The organism is Cupriavidus sp. GA3-3, assembly GCF_000389805.1.
GTDB lineage: Bacteria > Pseudomonadota > Gammaproteobacteria > Burkholderiales > Burkholderiaceae > Cupriavidus > Cupriavidus necator_D.
In genome coordinates, this window is record NZ_KB944474.1 from 35,582 (window position 1) to 55,937 (window position 20,356).

18 protein-coding genes are annotated in these 20,356 nt (G+C 67.1%); 16 read left to right on the plus strand and 2 right to left on the minus strand.

The window, feature by feature from the left end; genetic code table 11:
* Window positions 1-66 precede the first annotated feature (66 nt).
* The 14 genes from C265_RS12150 (at window position 67) to C265_RS12215 (ending at window position 16,203) form a co-directional block, all read left to right on the plus strand.
* Entirely contained in the window at window positions 67-906 is an 840-nt protein-coding gene (locus C265_RS12150; RefSeq protein ID WP_011617271.1) for a penicillin-binding transpeptidase domain-containing protein, read from the plus strand.
* A 245-nt stretch (window positions 907-1,151) separates the two neighbouring features.
* Window positions 1,152-2,063: a hypothetical protein gene (locus tag C265_RS12155; protein WP_246840199.1), complete on the plus strand. Its 912-nt coding sequence runs from the start codon at window positions 1,152-1,154 to the stop codon at window positions 2,061-2,063.
* A gap of 200 nt (window positions 2,064-2,263) precedes the next feature.
* Window positions 2,264-3,532, plus strand: coding sequence for an ROK family protein (locus tag C265_RS12160; protein ID WP_010814482.1), 1,269 nt, complete (start codon window positions 2,264-2,266; stop codon window positions 3,530-3,532).
* A gap of 19 nt (window positions 3,533-3,551) precedes the next feature.
* Window positions 3,552-5,114, plus strand: a complete 1,563-nt coding sequence (locus C265_RS12165) for a sugar ABC transporter ATP-binding protein (RefSeq protein WP_010814483.1) — start codon at window positions 3,552-3,554, stop codon at window positions 5,112-5,114.
* Between the two features lie 79 nt (window positions 5,115-5,193).
* Complete coding sequence (locus tag C265_RS12170; RefSeq protein ID WP_010814484.1) at window positions 5,194-6,216, plus strand: ribose ABC transporter permease; 1,023 nt, start codon at window positions 5,194-5,196, stop codon at window positions 6,214-6,216.
* Between the two features lie 25 nt (window positions 6,217-6,241).
* Entirely contained in the window at window positions 6,242-7,228 is a 987-nt protein-coding gene (locus C265_RS12175; protein WP_010814485.1) for an ABC transporter substrate-binding protein, read from the plus strand.
* Window positions 7,229-7,273: 45 nt separating this feature from the next.
* A complete protein-coding gene (gene zwf, locus C265_RS12180) occupies window positions 7,274-8,770 on the plus strand; it encodes a glucose-6-phosphate dehydrogenase (protein WP_011617276.1) in 1,497 nt (498 codons plus the stop codon).
* 24 nt (window positions 8,771-8,794) lie between these two features.
* Entirely contained in the window at window positions 8,795-10,429 is a 1,635-nt protein-coding gene (gene pgi, locus C265_RS12185; protein WP_010814487.1) for a glucose-6-phosphate isomerase, read from the plus strand.
* A 28-nt stretch (window positions 10,430-10,457) separates the two neighbouring features.
* Window positions 10,458-11,369 carry a carbohydrate kinase gene (locus tag C265_RS12190; RefSeq protein WP_010814488.1) on the plus strand — a complete coding sequence of 304 codons (912 nt, stop codon included), beginning with the start codon at window positions 10,458-10,460 and terminating at the stop codon, window positions 11,367-11,369.
* Between the two features lie 253 nt (window positions 11,370-11,622).
* The gene (locus C265_RS12195) at window positions 11,623-11,976 is read left to right on the plus strand and encodes a DUF6516 family protein (RefSeq protein ID WP_010814489.1); all 354 of its coding nucleotides are present in this window, start codon (window positions 11,623-11,625) and stop codon (window positions 11,974-11,976) included.
* Window positions 11,977-12,342, plus strand: a complete 366-nt coding sequence (locus C265_RS12200) for a helix-turn-helix domain-containing protein (RefSeq protein ID WP_010814490.1) — start codon at window positions 11,977-11,979, stop codon at window positions 12,340-12,342. It abuts the gene before it with no gap.
* Window positions 12,343-12,649: 307 nt separating this feature from the next.
* Entirely contained in the window at window positions 12,650-13,975 is a 1,326-nt protein-coding gene (locus C265_RS12205; protein ID WP_010814491.1) for an MFS transporter, read from the plus strand.
* A 1-nt stretch (window position 13,976) separates the two neighbouring features.
* On the plus strand, window positions 13,977-15,215 hold the full coding sequence (locus C265_RS12210; RefSeq protein WP_010814492.1) for an amidohydrolase family protein: 1,239 nt from the start codon (window positions 13,977-13,979) through the stop codon (window positions 15,213-15,215).
* Between the two features lie 82 nt (window positions 15,216-15,297).
* Complete coding sequence (locus tag C265_RS12215; protein ID WP_010814493.1) at window positions 15,298-16,203, plus strand: LysR substrate-binding domain-containing protein; 906 nt, start codon at window positions 15,298-15,300, stop codon at window positions 16,201-16,203.
* 4 nt (window positions 16,204-16,207) lie between these two features.
* On the opposite strand, the gene C265_RS12220 is transcribed toward C265_RS12215, so the two are convergent.
* The gene (locus tag C265_RS12220; RefSeq protein WP_010814494.1) at window positions 16,208-17,179 is read right to left on the minus strand and encodes a tripartite tricarboxylate transporter substrate binding protein; all 972 of its coding nucleotides are present in this window, start codon (window positions 17,177-17,179) and stop codon (window positions 16,208-16,210) included.
* Between the two features lie 378 nt (window positions 17,180-17,557).
* On the minus strand, window positions 17,558-18,268 hold the full coding sequence (locus C265_RS12225; RefSeq protein ID WP_010814495.1) for an SDR family oxidoreductase: 711 nt from the start codon (window positions 18,266-18,268) through the stop codon (window positions 17,558-17,560).
* A gap of 132 nt (window positions 18,269-18,400) precedes the next feature.
* On the opposite strand from C265_RS12225, the gene C265_RS12230 reads away from it, so the two are divergent.
* Both C265_RS12230 and sufB read left to right on the plus strand, forming a co-directional pair.
* A complete protein-coding gene (locus C265_RS12230; RefSeq protein ID WP_037024219.1) occupies window positions 18,401-18,871 on the plus strand; it encodes an SUF system Fe-S cluster assembly regulator in 471 nt (156 codons plus the stop codon).
* Window positions 18,872-18,902: 31 nt separating this feature from the next.
* On the plus strand, window positions 18,903-20,351 hold the full coding sequence (gene sufB, locus C265_RS12235; protein WP_010814497.1) for a Fe-S cluster assembly protein SufB: 1,449 nt from the start codon (window positions 18,903-18,905) through the stop codon (window positions 20,349-20,351).
* The last annotated feature ends 5 nt before the right edge of the window (window positions 20,352-20,356 follow it).

Sequence of the window (20,356 nt, forward strand, 5' to 3'; positions counted from 1 at the left end):
GCTCTCCTATGCTGCGCACCACGGTCCGGGCCCGGATTGCCATCCCCTCAACTCTTCTGCAAAGCCATGAACAAACATCTTGCTCGTCTGCTGACACCGATGGCGATCGGCTTCGGCCTGCTCGCCTCCACCCTGCCCGCCCTGGCGGCACCGAAAGAAGTCCCGCTGGATGCCGCGGCGCTGTTCCGCCAGGCCGATGCCACCGGCACCATGGTGATCTACGACCTGCGGCGCGACCGCATGCTGACCTACAACAAGCCGCGTGCGGCCACGCAGTACTCGCCGGCGTCGACCTTCAAGATCCTGAACTCGATGATCGGCCTGGAGAGCGGTGCCGTGGCCGACGTCGACCATGACAAGCTGCCGTGGGACGGCAAGGTCTGGCTGGTCGGCGGCAAGGCTGTCCTGCCCGACGCCTGCAACGCTGACGTGCCGCTGCGCGTCGCCTTCCCGAATTCCTGCGTGCCGGCCTACCAGGCGCTGGCGCGGCGGGTTGGCAGCGCGGCCTACCAGCGCTACCTGACCGCATCGCACTATGGCAATGCCAACAGCTCCGGCCAGGTCGACCGCTTCTGGCTGAACGGCACGCTGCAGATCTCCGCCTACCAGCAGATCGACTTCCTGAAGGGCGTGGTACAGCGCACGCTGCCGTTCTCCCCGACCACCTTCAAGGCCGTGGACGACATCACTGTGATGGAGCGCACCGCCGGCTACACCCTGCACGCCAAGACCGGGTGGGCCGATTCGGCCAAGCCCGCAGTGGGCTGGCTGGTGGGCTGGGTTGAGCGTGGCGACGACGACTACCTGTTTGCACTCAATCTCGACATGGTGCAGCCCGAACACGCCAAGGCGCGCATGGAGATTGCGCGCGCGGCGCTGCGGCAGGCGGGGGCGTTGCCGGATTGACGCAGCCGAAGGCGCCCGCCGCACGCGCGGCCGCCTGCAGTGACTGCCCTCGGATATTCATACAGGCAATTTCTCCCCCGTATTTCAGATCCGTCTGATTTACCTGCCGACCCCGGATCGATAGCTTTGGCCGGTCGGCATTTCCCACCGCGTCGCCCGACGCAACCATTCCGTAGTGGGATCTGCCCGACGCCCATATGCAACGGGACAGCTAGACCTTTCCCACAATCCGGAGGTGAAATCCAATGAGAAAAATGGCAATGCCGGCAGCCCTGCTGTCGGCCATCGCGCTGCTGGCCGCCTGTGGCGGCGGCGGGGACGACACAACGACCACACCGGCGGCACAAACGCCACCTTCCGAAAATAATCCGGCACCGGCGCCTGCACCAAAGCCCGAGCCCTCGCCCGAAGCAGCACCGCAACCTGCACCCACTGGCGAGCTGCCGCCGAGCCTGAGCGCACCGCAACCGGGCTCGACGGCAGCGGTCGGCAATGGCAGCGAAGGTCTCTGGGTCGGCCTCATGAACGCCACGCTGGTCGACAACAGCGGGAAGTTCGTGCACGCGAGACCGACGGGCGTGCTGGCAGGCGCGTTCCAGTTTTCTGGCTCGGCCTGGACGCTGGGCCCCGGCACGCTGTACGAAACCGGCTTTGCCTACCCGGCCACCGGGGCCGGCACCATTACCCCGGGGCAGCGCTTTGACGGCAATTTCGTCGCCACGCCAAGCAACCCTATCAATTTGCTATCCGGTACCTATGATCCGTCCAACGCGCTAGCCGTGGACCAGGCTGCCATCGCCGGCAACTGGAAGCAAGACGGCTTTGCCATGCAGATCGATGACGCGGGCAACGTCACCGGTACCTATACCAGCGGCACCCGCATTTGCGACCTGCAGGGCACGGCAACGCTTGCCACCCCGGGATCGGCCAAGAACCTGTATGCGGTCAGGATCGTTGCCGAAAACTCCACGCAGCCGGGCAGCACCGGCTGCGCGCTGTCGACCGGCGTGCCGCACAACGGCTTTGCCGCGATCCGCCTGATGCCGGCCGACGGCAGCATCATCGTGAGCAGCAGCACGCGCTATGCACGCACGCTGGTGATGGCCGCCAGCACCGGGACCGGCGGGTACTTCACCATGCAGATGTCCAAACAATAAGCCCGCCCCCCGCAACGCCCCCGGGCGGTCCTCCTGCGGGCGGACCGCCGCTACCTTCTTCCTTCCGAGCCATGGCAGTGGCTTCCCGATCACCTGACACCCAGGCGGCGCATCCGCCCTCCGGGTTTCCCCGCGGTTGAGTTCTGCGCACCCATATCATTTAATTCAACATGAATTAATTAATAGCGGACGGAGACAAGATGACCGCATCCAAAGCGGGCCGTGGCGTGAATTCCGCCAGCCTGCGCCTGTACAACGAACGCGCGCTGCTGCTGGCGCTGCGCCGTGCCGGCGAGGCCTCCAAGGCTGACCTGGCGCGCATGGCGCAGCTGACCAATACGGCGGTGGGCAGCATCGTGCAGACCCTGTCCGAGGAAGGTCTGGTCGAACAGTCCGGGCGCCGCACGGAAGGCCAGCGCGGCCAGCCGGCCAGCCTGATCCGGCTGCAGCCCAAGGGCGCCTTCGGCATTGGCGTACGGCTGGACCGCGGCAGCATCGAGGTGGTGATGGTGGACTTTGCCGGCCATATCCTGGCCAGCCGCGCCCACCAGCTGGTCCTGCCCCACCCTGACCAGGCGCTGGAAATGGTGCGGCACGATATTGCCGAGCTGCGCGCCCTGCTCACCCCCACCGAACAGAAGCGCCTGCTGGGCATCGGCGTGGCGCAGCCCTATAACCTGGGTGCCTGGCTGCGCGAGCTGGACGTGCAGGGCGAAGCCTTCCAGGCAAGCTTCCGCGCCTGGGACCAGGCTGACTTCCCGGCAATGCTCAACGCCGCCACCGGCTTGCCGGTCTTCGGCGAGAACGACGGCACCGCCGCCGCGGTGGCCGAACTGTTCTACGGGCGCCACCATGCCCGGCATTTCCTCTATGTCTTCCTTGGCCCCGCCATCGGCGGCGGCGTGGTGCTCAATGGCGACTGCGTGCGCGGTGTCTCCGGCAATGCCGGCGATATCGCGATGATGCCGGTGCCGCCCAGCACCCTGCCCTCCGCGCCGGTTGCCACCGGCACCGGCAAGCGGCGCGACATCCTGATCTCGCGCGCGTCGCTCAACGCCCTGACCCGCCACCTGCGCCACCACGGCGTGGTGGTCAACGGCCATGCCGACCTGCAGCGCCAGGTCGAGCTGGGCCACCCCGCGGTCGAGGAATGGATTGCCGACTGCGTCGATGCGCTGGCGCCGGCGCTGCAGTCCGCCCTCGCCGTGCTCGACGTGCCGCTGGTGATCTTCGATGCCGATATCGACGGCGGCCTGGTCGCCACGCTGATTGCGCGCCTGCAGCAGGTGCTGGATGAAAGCGCCCCCGAAGCCCGCGCGCCCGCCACCGTGGTGCGCGGCTGCTTTGGCGCCAACGCCGGCGCGGTGGGTGCCGCGTCGCTGCCGATGTTCATGAACTTCTCGCCGCGCGCCGAACTGCTACGGGGCGCGTCTGCCATCGTTCCGGAGGCCGGCCATGCCATTGTCTGAAGCACCGCGTACCTCGCCCATGGCAGCGCACCTGCATGGCGGCCATGCGGGCCCAGCGCCGCTGCTTGAACTGCGCAATATCTCCAAGACCTTCCCCGGCGTGAAGGCGCTCAGCAACATGGAGCTGACCGTCTACGCCGGCGAAGTCCATGCCCTGATGGGCGAGAATGGCGCCGGCAAATCCACGCTGATGAAGATCCTGTCCGGCGCCTACATCGCCGACCCGGGCGGCGAGTGCCGCATCGCCGGCAAGCCGGTGGCCATCGACGGCCCGGCCACGGCGCGCGCCCACGGCGTGGCCGTGATCTACCAGGAGCTGAGCCTGGCGCCCAACCTGAGCGTGGCCGAGAACATCTACCTGGGCCGCCACCTGCACCACCGCGGCATGGTCGACCGCGCCGCCATGGCGCGCGCCTGCGAGGCCACGCTGGCCCGGCTGGGCGCGGACTTCACGCCGCAGACGCCGGTGCATACGCTGTCGATCGCGCAGCGCCAGCTGGTGGAGATCGCGCGCGCGGTGCATTTCGAGACCCGCATCCTGGTGATGGACGAGCCCACCACGCCGCTGTCCACCCGCGAGACCGACCGCCTGTTCGCCCTGATCCGCCAGCTGCGCGCCGAAGGCATGGCCATCATCTATATCAGCCACCGCATGGCGGAAATCGATGAGCTGGCCGACCGCGTCACGGTGCTGCGCGACGGCTGCTTTGTCGGCACGCTCACGCGCGACGTTCTGACGCAGGCGGCGCTGGTCAAGATGATGGTCGGGCGCGACCTGTCCGGCTTCTACACCAAGACCCATGGCGCGGCCGCGCCGGGCGAGATCATGCTGTCGGTGCGCAATATGTCCGATGGCCGGCGCGTGCGCGGCTGCAGCTTCGACCTGCGCGCCGGCGAGGTGCTGGGCCTGGCCGGGCTGGTGGGCGCCGGGCGCACCGAGCTGGCGCGGCTAGTCTTCGGCGCCGATGCCCGCACCGATGGCGCCGTGTTCGTGGCCGGCACGCCGCTGGCCGTCACCGGCCCGCGCCAGGCGATCGATGCCGGCATTGCCTACCTGACCGAAGACCGCAAGCTGCAGGGCCTGTTCCTGGACCAGAGCGTGCACGAGAACATCAACCTGATCGTGGCCGCGCGCGATGCGCTGCGCGGCGGGCGCCTGAACCGCGCCAGCGCGCGCCAGCGCACCGCCGCGGCGATCCGCTCGCTCGGCATCCGCGTGGCGCACCCGCAGGTCAACGTGGGATCGCTATCCGGCGGCAACCAGCAGAAGGTGATGCTGTCGCGGCTGCTGGAAACCCGGCCGCGCGTGCTGATCCTGGACGAGCCCACGCGCGGCGTGGATATCGGCGCCAAGGCCGAGATCTACCGGCTCATCAACGAGCTGGCGCGCTCCGGCGTGGCGGTGCTGATGATTTCCAGCGAACTGCCCGAGGTGGTCGGCCTGTGCGACCGCGTGCTGGTGATGCGCGAAGGCGAGCTGGCCGGCGAAGTGCCGGGCTGCGCCGATGCCGCCGCCATGCAGGAACGGATCATTGCGCTGGCCACCGGAGCCGGCGAGCAACCGCCCCCAGTCCTGCACTGAACCGCTGAATTCCCGTACAGGCCGGCAAAGAACGGCCGCACCGGGGCGGCATCCCGCCTCGCAGCATCAGGAGACACATATGCGCAATCCCCTCTCATCCACGGCCCATGGCGTCACCGCCCAGGCTGCCACGCCGGTGGGCCACGCCACCGGCCGCGCCACCACGCAGGAACGCCTGCGCGCGCTCGGCATGCTGCCGGTGCTGGTGCTGCTCTGCTTTGGCTTCACGCTGCTGACCGAGAACTTCGCCAGCCTGCAGAACCTGTCGATCATCGCCCAGCAGGCGTCGATCAACCTGGTACTGGCCGCGGGCATGACATTCGTGATCCTGACCGGGGGCATCGACCTGTCGGTGGGATCGATCCTGTCGGTGTCGGCCGTGGTGGCGATGCTGGTCTCGCTGATGCCGCAACTGGCGGCGCTGAGCGTGCCGGCAGCGCTGCTGTGCGGATTGCTGTTCGGACTGGTCAACGGTGCGCTGATCGCCTTCATGAAGCTGCCGCCGTTCATCGTGACGCTGGGCAGCCTGACCGCGGTGCGCGGGCTGGCGCGGCTGGTCGGCAACGACAGTACGGTCTACAACCCGGATATCCCGTTCGCATTTATCGGCAACGGCGACCTGCTGGGCATCCCCTGGCTGGTGGTGATTGCCGTTGCGGTGGTCGCGGTGTCGTGGCTGGTGCTGCGCCGCACGGTGCTGGGGCTGCAGATCTACGCGGTCGGCGGCAATGCCGAGGCGGCGCGCCTGTCGGGCATCAAGGTGTGGGTGGTGCTTCTGTTCGTCTATGCGGTGTCGGGCCTGCTGTCGGGGCTGGGCGGCGTGATGTCGGCGTCGCGGCTGTATGCGGCCAACGGGCTGCAGCTGGGGCAGTCCTATGAGCTGGATGCGATCGCCGCGGTGATCCTGGGCGGCACCAGCTTTGTCGGCGGGGTCGGATCGATTGCCGGCACGCTGGTGGGTGCGCTGATCATCGCGGTGCTGTCCAACGGGCTGATCCTGCTGGGCGTGTCGGATATCTGGCAATACATCATCAAGGGCCTGGTGATCATCGGCGCGGTCGCGCTCGACCGCTATCGCCAGAAGGGCTCGGCCCGTACCTGAGCTGCGGCCGCACAGGAGACAGACCGTGATCCAACCCATCCTCAAAGCCCTTGCCGCGAGCGCGCTGGCAGCGCTGTGCGCGGTGCCGGCCCTGGCACAAGCGCCCGCGCAGACCGCGCCGGCTTCAGATGTCCAGTCCGTGCAGCGCCCGCTCAAGAAGGTTGGCGTGACCCTGGGTTCGCTGGGCAACCCGTATTTTGTCGCACTGGCCCGCGGTGCCGAGGCCGCGGCCCTGCAGGCCAACCCGAAGGCAAAGGTCACCGTGCTGTCGGCGGACTACGACCTGAACAAGCAGTTCATGCACATCGACAGCTTTATCGTCGCCGGCGTCGACCTGATCCTGATCAACGCCGCCGACGCCCGCGCCATCGAGCCGGCGGTACGCAAGGCGCGCAAGGCCGGCATCGTGGTGGTGGCGGTCGATGTGGCCGCCGCCGGCGCCGATGCCACCGTGCAGACCGACAACACCCAGGCCGGCGAACTCGCCTGCGGCTTTATCGCCGACCGGCTCAAGGGCCGCGGCAACGTCATCATCCAGAACGGCCCGCCCGTATCGGCGGTGCTGGACCGGGTCAAGGGCTGCAAGACCGTGCTGGCGCGCCACCCCGATATCCGCATCCTGTCCGACGACCAGGATGCCAAGGGCTCCCGCGAAGGCGGGCTGAACGTAATGCAGCTGTACCTGACGCGCTTTCCCAAGGTGGATGCGGTCTTCACCATCAACGACCCGCAGGCCGTGGGCGCGGACCTGGCCGCGCGCCAGCTCAACCGCCGCGGCATCGTGATTGCCTCGGTCGACGGCGCGCCTGACATCGAGGCGGCATTGAAGGCCGACACGCTGGTGCAGGCCTCGGCCAGCCAGGACCCGTGGGCCATTGCCCGCACCGCTGTGCAACTGGGCGTGGGCATGATGAATGGCCAGCGCCCGCCCAACCCGACCGTGCTGCTGCCGTCCACGCTGGTGACGCGTGCCAATGTAGGCCAGTACAAGGGCTGGGCCGCGCCGCGGTAAGCGGCACGGCCGGTCCTTCCACCCTCTTTTCCATTTGCTGATTCCATGATGGCTAGCCCCCCTGCCGGCGCTCCGGCACCTGAACCTGCTCCAGAGTTCGATTTCGTACTGTTCGGCGCCACCGGCGACCTGGCGCGGCGCAAGCTGCTGCCGGCACTGTTCGATGCCCACGCCGCCGGTTCGCTGCATCCGCGCGGGCGCATCCTGGCACTGGGCAGCCAGCCGCTGTCGCATGACGCCTACCTGGCGATGCTAAACGACGAAGTGCTGCCAGCGCTGGCCGGCAACGCCGCGGCCGCAGCGTGGCAGGGCTTTCTCGACCGCATCGTGTATCTGCAGGTCGATGCCAACGCCGATGCCGGCTTCGGCGCGCTGGCCGAGCTGGTCAATGCGCGCGCGGCGCCAGTGGTGGTGTTCTACCTGGCCACGGCCCCGCACCTGTTCGTCACCATCTGCGAGCAACTGGCGCGCGTGGGCCTGACCGGCCCGCGCAGCCGCATCGTGCTGGAAAAACCGCTCGGGCACGACCTGGCCTCGTCCGAGGCCATCAACGCGGAAGTGGCGCGGCACTTTGCCGAGGACCAGATCTACCGGATCGACCACTACCTGGGCAAGGAGTCGGTGCAGAACCTGATGGCGGTGCGCTTTGGCAACGTGCTGTTCGAGCCGCTGTGGCGGCGCGAATGGGTGCGCCAGGTGCAGATCACCATCGCCGAAGAGCTGGGCGTGGAGCGCCGCGGCAACTTCTATGACGGCATCGGCGCGCTGCGCGACATGGTGCAGAACCACCTGCTGCAGCTGCTGTGCATGGTGGCGATGGAGCCGCCCACGAGCCTGTCGGAAGACGCCATCCGCGATGAGAAGCTCAAGATCCTGAAGGCGCTGCGGCCGATCCGGCCGGAAGACGTGGCCGAAAAGGTGGTGCGTGGCCAGTACTCCCGTGGCGCCGCGGGCGGCGACCCGGTGCCCGGCTATGCCAGTGAACCCGGCATCGCGCCCGACAGCCGCACCGAGACCTTCGTCGCTATCCGCGCCGAGATCGCCAACTGGCGTTGGGCCGGGGTGCCGTTCTACCTGCGTACCGGCAAGCGCATGCAGTCGCGCGTGGCGGAGATCGTAATCCATTTCCATGACGTGCCCTACCCGCTGTTCCCGCACCCGCTGGGAATCATGTCCGGCAACCGGCTGGTGATCACGCTGCAGCCCGAGGAGAGCATCCGGCTGTATTTCCTGACCAAGCAGCCGGGCGACACGCAGGCGCTGATTCCCGCGTCCCTCGACCTGCAGCTGAACACTGCCGCCCCACGTGTACGGCGCGTGGGCGCGTACGAGCGCCTGCTGCTCGACGTGATCCGCGGCCGGCTGGGCCTGTTCGTGCGGCGCGATGAGCAGGTACAGGCGTGGCGCTGGGTCGCGCCCATCCTGAAGACGTGGGAGAACTCGCCCACGCCGCCCAAGCCTTACACCGCCGGCACCTGGGGCCCGGCAGCCTCCAGTGCCCTGCTGTCGCGAGACGGCATGGCCTGGCATGAAGAGATGTAGCCCACGTATTGCGGAGTATCTGACATGACCACTTCCCTGCCCGCCTGGCAAGCCCTGCGCGCGCACGCCGACACCCTGCGCGGCACCCATATGCGCGACTGGTTCGAAGGCCCGCGCGGCCCGCTGCGCGCCGAGCGCTTCACCGCCGAAGCCTGCGGCCTGACGCTGGACTACGCCAAGAACCGCATCACCGACGAAACGCTGGCGTTGCTGTTCACCCTGGCTGGCCAGGCGCGCGTGGCCGAGCGGCGCGACGCCATGTTCGGCGGCGAACCGGTCAACACCACCGAGCACCGCGCAGCACTGCATATCGCGCTGCGCGCCTATCCGGAGGACGGCTATCGCGCGCTCGGCGTGCCCGTGGGCGCTGACGTAGCCACGGTGCTGGCACAGATCGAGCGCTTTGCCAACGCGGTGCGCAGTGGCGCCTGGACCGGGTTCGATGGCCGCGCGATCACCGACGTCGTCAATATCGGCATCGGCGGGTCGGACCTGGGCCCGCGCATGGTCTGCCGCGCGCTGAGCGATGCACAAACCACCGGCCCGCGCATGCACTTTGTCGCCAATGTCGACGGCAGCGATCTGGCACGCACGCTGTCGGGGCTGGATGCCGCCACCACGCTGGTGATCGTCTGCTCCAAGACCTTCACCACGCTGGAAACCATGGCCAACGCCTGCACCGCGCGCGACTGGTTCCTGCAGCAAGGCGTGACCCGCGCCGGGCTGGCGCGCCATTTCGTGGCGGTGTCGACCAACCGCGATGCGGTGGCCGAGTTCGGCATCGACCCGGCCAATATGTTCCCGTTCTGGGACTGGGTGGGCGGACGCTTCTCGCTGTGGTCCGCAGTGGGACTTTCGATCGCCGTGGCCATCGGCTTCGAGCGCTTCCGGCAATTGCTGGACGGCGCGCGCGCGATGGACCTGCATTTCGCCAGCGCACCGCCCGAGCGCAACCTGCCGATGATCCTGGGCCTGCTCGACGTCTGGTACCGCAGCTTCCTCGGCGCCGGCAGCCGCTGCGTGGCGCCCTACTGCGAGCCGCTGGAACTGCTGCCGGCCTTCCTGCAGCAACTGGAAATGGAAAGCAACGGCAAGTCCGTGCGGCTTGACGGCGGCGCGCTCGATGCGGGCTCGGCCGCTGTGGTATGGGGCACGACCGGCACCAACGGCCAGCACGCCTACTTCCAGATGATGCACCAGGGCTCGCAGCTGGTTCCGGTAGACTTCATCGCCACGCTGGAACCCGTGAGCGACTTGCCCGGCCACCATACCAAGCTGCTGGCCAACTGCTTTGCACAGGGCGAGGCGCTGCTGCGCGGGCGCACCGCCGACGAAGTGCGCGCCGAGGGCGTGCGCGACGAAGCGCTGGTGCCGCACCTGGTGTTCGAGGGCAACCGGCCCAGCAATACGCTGCTGCTGCAGCGGCTGGACCCGTACCACCTGGGCGCGCTGCTGGCGCTGTCGGAACACCGCACCTTCGTGCAGGGTGCGCTGTGGCAGATCAATTCGTTTGACCAGTGGGGCGTGGAACTCGGCAAGAAACTGGCCGCGCCGATCCAGCGCGAACTGGAAGGCACGGCCGGCGCCGCCGCGCATGATGCGTCGACGGCCGCACTGATCCGCCGCGCCCAGGCAGTGCGGGCAACGGCCGCAGGCTAACCCGCGGCAAACAACACAGGAGACGCCGATGTCCACGCCCCTTCCCCGCTATGTCGTGTTCGGAGAAGCCCTGACCGACATGGTCCGCCAGGCCGACGGCAGCTGGCTGGGCCTGCCCGGCGGCTCATGCTGGAACGTGGCGCGCGTGGGCGCCCGGCTGGGCATTGCCACCGCCTTTGCGGGAGCCGTCAGCCAGGACCTGTTCGGCGATGACCTGGCCCAGGCCAGCGCTGACGCCGGCCTGGACAGCCGCTTCCTGCAGCGGGTGGCGCGCTCGCCGTTGCTGGCCTTTGTCGCGTCACGCCATCCGCCGCAGTACTTCTTTGTCGGCGACGACAGCGCGGACCTGCATTTCGATCCGGCGCGCCTGCCAGAGGGCTGGCGCCAGGCGGCAGAGGTGATCCACTTCGGCTCCATCAGCCTGGTGCGCCAGCCGCTGGCGGCACGGCTGTGTGAAGAAGCCACGCTGGCCGCAACGGCGGGCAAGCGCATTGCCTTCGACCCCAACTTCCGGGACCTGATGCGCGCACCGGGCTACGCCAACGTCCTCGCACACATGCTGCGGCTGGCCAGCTACGTCAAGATCTCCGACGAAGACCTGGCCGGACTCTTTCCCACGCTCGATATCGACGCGGCACTGGCACAGGTACGCGCCATGGCGCCCGATGCAACCGTCATGCTGACGCGCGGCGCGCATGGCATGACGTTGCTCAAGGGCAGTATTGTCGTCGAGCAGCCCGCGCTCGCAGTTGATGTGGCCGACACCGTCGGCTGTGGCGATGCGGCGATGGGCGGCTGGATGGCCGGCGTGCTGTCCGGCGCGGCGGGCGACCTTGCCGCGCAGGCGCGGCTGGCTGCCGCCGCGGCGGCAATTGCTGCGACCCGGGCCGGCGCGTATCCGCCGCGGCGCGAGGAAGTGGAAGAATTGCTGGCTGCCTGAAGGGCCGGCGACAGGAGCCGCAAGCGATCAGCAACGGAAAAGCCGGAGCCAGCAAGGAAAGCCCTTTGGGAAAGCTCTGAATATGCGCCAGATTTCCAGAAAATAACCTCCTCGTTACATTGTCGGTGGCAAAGTGATGTGCTAACCAGACGGGCCTTGGCCACAGACAAACGTTGTTCGGGCGTCCTATGGACGTACGAAACTATGCAAGCGGTCGGGCTCGCTATACTTATCACACTGTGATAGCATACCTATGCGCGACCGTAGCCTCGACACACTATTGGACCTGGATGGGCTCCGCTTCGTCATGGATGACGAAAGCTTGTATTGGGTGAAAATCGTGGTGCGCACCTGCGCTGTCTCGCAGGAACGCCCTCACGGACTGAGGTATTCGCTGACACTGCATGACAGGATTGGCTGCCGTTTGCTTGGCTTTGACAATGCGCACGGCATCAATGAGGGATCCGGGCCAGGAGTGCGGACGCGCATTGAATACGACCACCAGCACATGGCGGCGGGCGTTCGATTCTACGACTACCACGATGCTTCCACGTTGCTGGAAGATTTCTGGACAGAGGTCGACAAGATCCTGCAGCAAAAGGAGTGAATGATGAGCGGCAACCTCAAGATTGGCATCGCCTCACTGGACGACTTCAAGGCCCGCACCATGGCGATCGCCCGCGGCAAACTCAAGCCCGGAAAGGATGAGCCCAAGGTCTGGTTTCAATCGCTGGACGTGCTGGCAAAGGTCCTGTCCCCAGCCAATCGCCAATTGCTTGCGCTGATCGCGGAAACGAATCCTGAATCGCTCGAAGAGCTATCGCAAAAAACCGGACGGGCCGTGTCGAACCTGTCGCGGACACTCCGCACGATGGAGGGCTATGGCTTGATTCACTTTGAACAAGGGCCACGCCGCAGGCTTGCTCCGCGCGTTGACTACAGCGGCGTGGAGCTTGAGCTTGCTTTTCACTAGCGTCCGCTGACATGATTGGCTGCATGGCCGGCGCGCTTGCCACTACAGCAGGAACGCCGGCCACAGCAGCTGCCCGGGGTTGAGCGCCGCGAAACTGCTGCTCTTGAGCAGGCGGCAATGTCCGGGCGGCAAATACTCTCAACGACGCGATCACCCCGAGCCATGCGCCACGCGCATGCATTCATGCGGAGATATCGCTACCGTCTGCGCCCCGCCTTCTCCTAACATCAGCTGCACCATCTGCCCGGCCGGCCTGAGACGACACCGGCCCTTGCCCCCGGCAGCTGTCACAGAGGAGGAAACACCCATGCAAAACAGCGCTGCGCCAACGAGCGCGCCCTACACACCGGCTGCGCCAGCGGCGCCCGCCATCCAGCCCAGCCAGCGCCGCCGCGCCATCATCGCGACGGTGATCGGCAATGGCCTGGAATGGTTCGATTTCACCGTCTACAGCTTCTTCGCGGTCATCATCGCGAAGCTGTTCTTTCCCACCGGCGACGACCTCAGCTCGCTGCTGCTGGCCGTGGCCACCTTCGGCGTGGGCTTCTTCATGCGCCCGGTGGGCGGCATCGTGCTGGGCATCTACGCCGACCGCGTGGGCCGCAAGGCGGCACTGTCGCTGACCATCCTGCTGATGGCGCTCGGCACCACGCTGATCGGCATTGCGCCCACATACGACCAGATCGGCCTCTTCGCCCCGCTGCTGATCGTGGTGGCGCGCCTGATGCAGGGCTTCTCCGCCGGCGGCGAGATGGGCGGCGCCACCGCCTTCCTGACCGAGTACGCCCCGGCGCGCCAGCGTGCCTACTACTCCAGCTGGATCCAGGCCAGCATCGGCGTGGCCGTGCTGCTGGGCGCGGCGGTGGGCACCTTCGTCACCAGTTCGCTGAGCACCGAGGCACTCAACAGCTGGGGCTGGCGCCTGCCGTTCCTGCTGGGCATCGTGATCGGCCCGGTGGGCTACTACATCCGCCACCACCTCGATGAAACCCCGACCTTCCGCGACAACGCCGAGCGCGCCGATTCACCGCTCAAGGAAATCGTGCAGGCCTACCCGCGCGAGACCCTGGCCAGCTTCTCGATGGTGATCCTGTGGACGGTGTGCACCTATGTGCTGCTGTTCTACATGCCGACCTACGCGGTCAAGGTGCTGAAGGTGCCGCAGGCCGATGGCTTTATCGCCGGCATGGCGGGCGGCAGTGCCATCATGGTGTTCGCGCCGCTGGTGGGCCTGCTGGCCGACCGCATCGGCCGGCGCGTGCTGCTGAGCGGCTCGGCGCTGCTGATCCTGGTGCTGGCGTGGCCGATGTTCGCGTATATCAACCATGCGCCCGGCCTGGCTTCGCTGCTGGTGTTCCAACTGGTGTTCGGCGTGCTGATCGCCACCTATACCGGCCCGATCCTGGCGGCGTTCTCCGAACTGTTCCCGGCGCGCGTGCTGTCGACCGGCCTGTCGGTGGCCTACAACTTCGCGGTGACGATCTTCGGCGGCTTTGCCTCCTTCATCATCACTTGGCTGATCGCCACCACCGGCAGCAGCATGGCCCCGGCCATCTACGTGATGATCGCCGCCGCCATCAGCCTGGTCGGCACCCGCTTCGTGCGCGAACCTTCCTACCTGCAACAACGCTGACATGTCCCAGAGTCCCCAGATCCTTTTCCACGGCGGCGATGTGCTCGAACCCGGCACGGGCGAGCTGCTGCGCGGCCACGATGTCCTGGTTGAAGGCGAGCGCATTGCCGCGGTCGGCCCGGCCATCGATGCCCCCAACGCACAGCGCATCGACGCGCGCGGCAAGACCGTGATGCCCGGCCTGATCGACTGCCACGTGCATGTGCTGGCCTCGCTGGCCAACCTCGGCCTGAACGCGGTGCAGCCCAACGTGCTGGTGGCGATCCGCGCGCTGCCGATCATGCAGCGCATGCTGGAGCGCGGCTTCACCACGGTGCGCGATGCCGGCGGCGCCGACTGGGGCCTGTCGCAGGCGGTTGCCACCGGGCTGGTGCCGGGGCCGCGCATCTTTGCGTCGGGCAAGGCGCTGTCGCAGACCGGCGGCCATGGTGATTTCCGTCCGCGCTCGGATGTGCTGGAGCCCTGTTCGTGTGCCTTCCGCGCCGGTGCCATCGCGCGCGTGGTGGATGGCGTCGATGCCGTGCGCCTGGCCGTGCGCGAAGAAATCCAGAAGGGCGCCAGCCAGATCAAGATCATGGCCTCGGGCGGCGTGGCCTCGCCTACCGACCCGATCGGCAACACCCAGTACAGCGAAGACGAGATCCGCGCGATCGTTGCCGAAGCCGAAGCCGCACAGACCTATGTGATGGCCCACGCCTACACCGGCCGCGCCATCACGCGCGCGGTGCGCTGTGGCGTGCGCACCATCGAGCACGGCAACCTGGTCGACCGCGACAGCGCCGACGAGATGCGCAGGCACGGCGCCTTCGTGGTGCCGACGCTGGTCACCTACGACGCGCTTGCGCGCGACGGCGCCCGCCTGGGCCTGCCGGCCGACTCCGTGGCCAAGATCGAGACCGTGCGCCAGGCCGGCCGCGACTCGCTGCGCATCTATGCCGATGCCGGCGTGCCGATGGGCTATGGCTCGGACCTGCTGGGCGAGATGCACGACCACCAGGCCGAAGAGTTCCGCATCCGCGCCGATCTGCTCGGCAACCTGGAAGCGATCCGCTCGGCCACCTCGATCGCGGCCGCCATCCTGCAGCGCGAAGGCGAGCTTGGCACCGTGCGCGCCGGCGCGCTGGCCGACCTGCTGCTGGTCGACGGCAATCCGCTGGCCGATATCGGCCTGATCGCCGGCCAGGGCGAGCGCCTGAGCGTGGTGATGCAGGCCGGCCGCATCCACCGCCGCGCCGGCTGATCCGGGCGGCGCGCCCCTCCCGCTGGCCTCCAGCTGGATGCGCCGGCGGTCTATCATGGCGGCTTCTCTGACCGGAAACCCCATGCGCATTTCCCCGCTCCCGCCCCTGCCCAACCTGGTCGCGTTTGAAGCCGCGATGCGCCACGGCAGCTTCACCCGCGCCGCGGCCGAACTGCACCTGACCCAAAGCGCGATCAGCCGCCAGGTGGCCCAGCTGGAAGACTTTCTCGGGCGCAAGCTCTTTATCCGCGAACCGCGCGCGCTGCGCCTGACCGTCAGCGGCCAGCGCTATGCCGAGGTGGTGCAGCGCCTGCTGGTGGGCTGCGCCGAAGCGACCGAAGACGTGATGAAGGTGCGCAGCCATACCGCCCTGACGGTGGCGTGCTCCAGCGGCGTGGCGGTGCTGTGGCTGACGCCGCGGCTGGCCTCGTTCCGCGAGGCGCACCCCGAGATCCAGCTGCGCCTGACCGTCAACGACAGCCTGGCGTCACTGTCGCCGGCGGAGTTCGATATCGGCATGTACTATCTGCGCGAGGGCCCGCCGCCGGGACTGGCAGCACGACGGCTGTATGGCGAGGAAGTGTTCCCGGTGTGCGCGCCGGGCTACCTGAACGGCCGCACGCTGGCCCCGGCCGCGCTGGCCAATGAAACGCTGCTGATGCTCGACGACGGCCAGCGCCAGTGGATGTCCTGGCAGACCTGGCTGGCCAACCAGGGCCTGCCCGACGCCACGCTGCGCAACGTGCTCACCTCCAACCAGTACCCGATCCTGCTGCAGCTGGCCATGGAAGGCCATGGCATCGTACTGGGCTGGCGCCATATGATCGACGCCTGCCTGCGCGAAGGCCTGCTGGTGCGCGCCAGCGAGGCCAGCGCCAGCCTGGGCGGCGGCTACTACGCGGTGTGGCCGCGCGACCGGATGGAACCGGCCGCGGCGCGCGCGTTCCGCAGCTGGCTGGTGCGGCAGGCGACGCCTGCACCAGCCTGATCGCTCAGGAACCCGCCTTGTAGTTCGTATCCTTGACGATCTTCGCCCACCTTGCCGCATCCTCGGCAATGGTCGCGGCAAACTGCTCCGGTGTGCCACCCACCACCTCATAGTCGATCGCTGCCAGGCGCTGCTTGATCTCGGGCTGCGCCAGGATGCGGTTCACCTCCTGGTTCAGCCGCGTGACGATTTCCTTGGGCGTGCCAGCCGGTGCCAGCAGCCCCGCCCAGGAATTGAAGGCCATGCCGTCATAGCCGGCCTCATGCATGGTCGGCACGTCCGGCAGCGCGGGCGAGCGCTTGGACGCGAACACCGCCAGCGGACGCAGCTTGCCGGCCTTGATCATCGCCATGCCGTTGAACGGGTCGATGGTCATGTCGACCTCGCCTGCCACCACTGCCTGCATCTGCGGCCCGGTGCCGCGGTAAGACACGCTGACGACGTCCGGCGTGCCCGCCGCGGACTTGAAGGTGGCGCCGATCAGCTCGATCATGCTGCTGCCGGCCGACAGGCTCAGCGGCTTGGTCTTGGACTTGGCCAGCGCCACGAACTCCTGCACGGTCTTGGCCGGCACCGACGGATGGACCACCATCACGAAGCCGATATTGCTGATCTGCGAGATCGGCGCAAAGCTCTTCAGCGGCTCATAGCCCGCCTTGTACAGCACCGGGCTGAGGGTCTGCGCGCCGGCGCTGTTCAGCAGCAGGGTGTAGCCGTCCGGCGCCGCGCGCGCCACGATGTCCGTGCCGATGATGCCGTTGGCGCCGGGACGGTTTTCCACCACCACCGACTGCTTGAGCGCTTCGCCCAGCTTCTGCGAAATCAGCCGCGCCACCACGTCTGTGGCCCCGCCTGGCGCAAACGGCACCACCATGCGGATCGGCTTGCTGGGATAGGTGTCACTCCAGGCCAACGCGGGCATCGCGCCCAGCATGGCGGCGCACAGCATCAGGCGGCGGCGCAAGTTCGGTTTCATCGGGTTGTCTCCTGGACGGCGGTTGTCGGAAGCCGGCACCGGCATGGCCAGCCATGGCTGGCACCTGCATTTATTCATAGTTGTGAATTAGATTTTACCCACATAAATTATCCCGTCAACCGAGGGTATGTGCGGACAGGCGGCCGACCGTGACGCTGACGGTACCGACCCCGCCGGAAGTGCAGGCGAAGGACGCGGCCAACACGGTCTGCACCTGAGCCGCTGGGTTCAATCATGCAAAAAGGGACGCCAAGGCGTCCCTTTTTGCTACTGCTTCCGAACCTCCGATTGGGGCGGAAGATGGTCACGTACCGGCCCTTGCGGGCAGGGAAATCGGCCGCTATCCGGATGCTCGAAGGCGCGTCACAGCATTGATCGCTACCACGGAATCGGCTGGCGATCGCGGAAGAAGCCGCCGGTGGGACCATCGTCGGGCAGCGTTGCCAGCCAGATCACAGTGTCGATGCACTGCTCCGGCGAGCGCGGCGCATCGGGGCCGCCCAGATCGGTGCGACACCAGCCCGGGCACACGGAGTTGACCTTGGCGCCGTGATCGGCCATCTCGGCGGCCAGGATGCGCGTGACGGCATTCAGCGCCGTTTTCGAGATCCGGTAAGCCGGCACGCCGCGGCCCATCTCCGCCAATTGCCCCATGCCCGAAGCCAGGTTGACCACCCTCGCGGCGCGGCTGGCGCGCAGCAGCGGTGCCAGCGCCTGGGTGGTCCGCAGCACGCCGAACAGATTGGTTTCCAGGGTGCGGCGCAGGGTCGCGAGCGGCAGTTCGAGCAGGCTGGTGTGATAGTGGTCGAGCGAAACACCAGCGTTGTTGATCAGCACGTCCACGCGTCCGAAGCGTTCGCTCAGCCAGTTGGCCAGTGCGGCCGCCGAGCCTTCTTCCGTGACGTCAAGGCGGTGGCATGCGATCGGATGCCCCGCGAGCCGGAGCTCTGCCTCAAGCCCAGCGAGGTCCGCCGGCGTGCGCGCCGTGGCGACGACCAGATGGCCTTCAACAGTGGCCAGACGGCGCGTGGCTGCGCGGCCCAGGCCGCGGCTCGCGCCGGTGATGACGGTAATGGGTTGGTTGGCCATGCCTGAGGTCCTCCTCGCTGGCGCAGATAAGCCATCTATACACCGTCGGTTACGACTTTTGTTAGGCGGATTTCCGTGCCGGAACAAATCAGGACCGAATTGGTTCTAATTTAAGAAACACTGGTGGCGACGATGCTCAGACTTAGCAAGCTGACTGACTATGGCACGGTGATCATGACGCACCTGGCGCGCAACCCGGGCCGGATCTACAGTGCGGCCGAGGTCGCCGCCGCGATCGGTGTGGCGGTTCCGACGGCAAGCAAGATTCTGAAGATGCTGGCAAGGCACCACTTGCTGGAGTCTCTGCGCGGTGCCAATGGCGGCTACCTGCTGGCGCGACCGCCGGAACAGATTTCGATCGCACAGGTGATTGACGCCATGGAAGGCCCGGCCGGCATGACCGAGTGCAGTGTCGCTGCCGGCCTGTGTGCGCAGGAAAGCCTGTGCGCCATCCGCGCCAACTGGCAATCGATCAATCGAGTCATCTTTAGCGCACTGAATGGCGTGACGCTGGCGGATATGGCGCAACCGGTGTTGCACCCGGTGGATATCGGCGCCTTGCGCGCCCGACGCGCAAACGGGCCGCAAGCTGACATTTTGTGATTCAGGTGACAGTGGCAAGCGAAGGCAAACCATGGCAACCCCGGCACGCAAGCTCGATGAACTGATCAGCCACGGCTATAAGCATGGCTTCTACACCGCCGTTGAGACGGACACGGTGCCGTGCGGGCTGGATGAGGACGTGATCCGCATGATCTCGGCCATCAAGGGCGAGCCGGAGTTCATGCTGGAGTGGCGTCTCAAGGCCTTCCGCCACTGGCTCACGATGTCCGAGCCGCACTGGGCGACGGTGACGCACCCGCCCATCGACTACCAGGCAATCGCCTACTATGCCGCGCCGCGCTCCCAGAAGGCCGGACCGAAGACGCTGGCCGAGGTCGATCCGGAGTTGCTGCGCACCTACGAAAAGCTGGGCGTGCCGCTGCACGAGCGCGAGCTGCTGGCCGGCGTGGCCGTGGACGCGGTATTCGACAGCGTCTCGGTGGCCACCACCTTCAAGCAGAAACTGGGCGAACTCGGCATCATCTTCTGCTCGTTTTCCGAGGCGGTGCGGGAGCATCCGGCGCTGGTGCAGCAGTATCTCGGCTCGGTCGTGCCCTATACCGACAACTTCTTCGCCTCGCTCAACTCCGCCGTGTTCAGCGACGGCTCGTTCTGCTATATCCCGCCCGGGGTACGCTGCCCGATGGAGCTGTCGACCTACTTCCGCATCAATGCCAGCAACACCGGCCAGTTCGAGCGCACCCTGATCATCGCCGACCAGGGCGCTTACGTCAGCTACCTGGAAGGCTGCACCGCGCCGATGCGCGACGAGAACCAGCTGCATGCCGCGGTGGTGGAGCTGATCGCCCTGGAAGACGCACAGATCAAGTACGCGACCGTGCAGAACTGGTATCCGGGCGACAAGGACGGCAAGGGCGGCATCTACAACTTCGTCACCAAGCGCGGTGACTGCCGCGGCGCGCGCTCGAAGATCTCGTGGACCCAGGTGGAGACCGGCTCCGCCATCACCTGGAAGTATCCGAGCGTGATCCTGCAGGGCGACGACTCGGTCGGCGAGTTCTATTCAGTCGCGCTGACCAACCACTACCAGCAGGCCGACACCGGGACCAAGATGACGCACCTCGGCAGGAACACCAGGAGCACCATCCTTTCCAAGGGCATCTCGGCCGGCCACGGCCAGAATGCTTATCGCGGGCTGGTGAAGATGGCCAGGAGCGCGGTCGGCGCACGCAACTACTCGCAGTGCGATTCGCTGCTGCTGGGCGACAAATGCGCCGCCCATACCTTCCCTTATATCGAGGTGAAGAACGCCACCGGCCAGGTCGAGCACGAGGCCTCCACCTCGCGCATCGGCGAGGACCAGTTGTTCTACTGCCAGAGCCGCGGCGTCAGCGCGGAGGATGCAGTCTCGATGATCGTGAACGGCTTTTGCAAGGAAGTATTCAAGGAGCTGCCGATGGAATTCGCGGTGGAAGCCCAGAAGCTGCTGGGCGTGAGCCTGGAAGGCAGTATCGGATGAAAGAA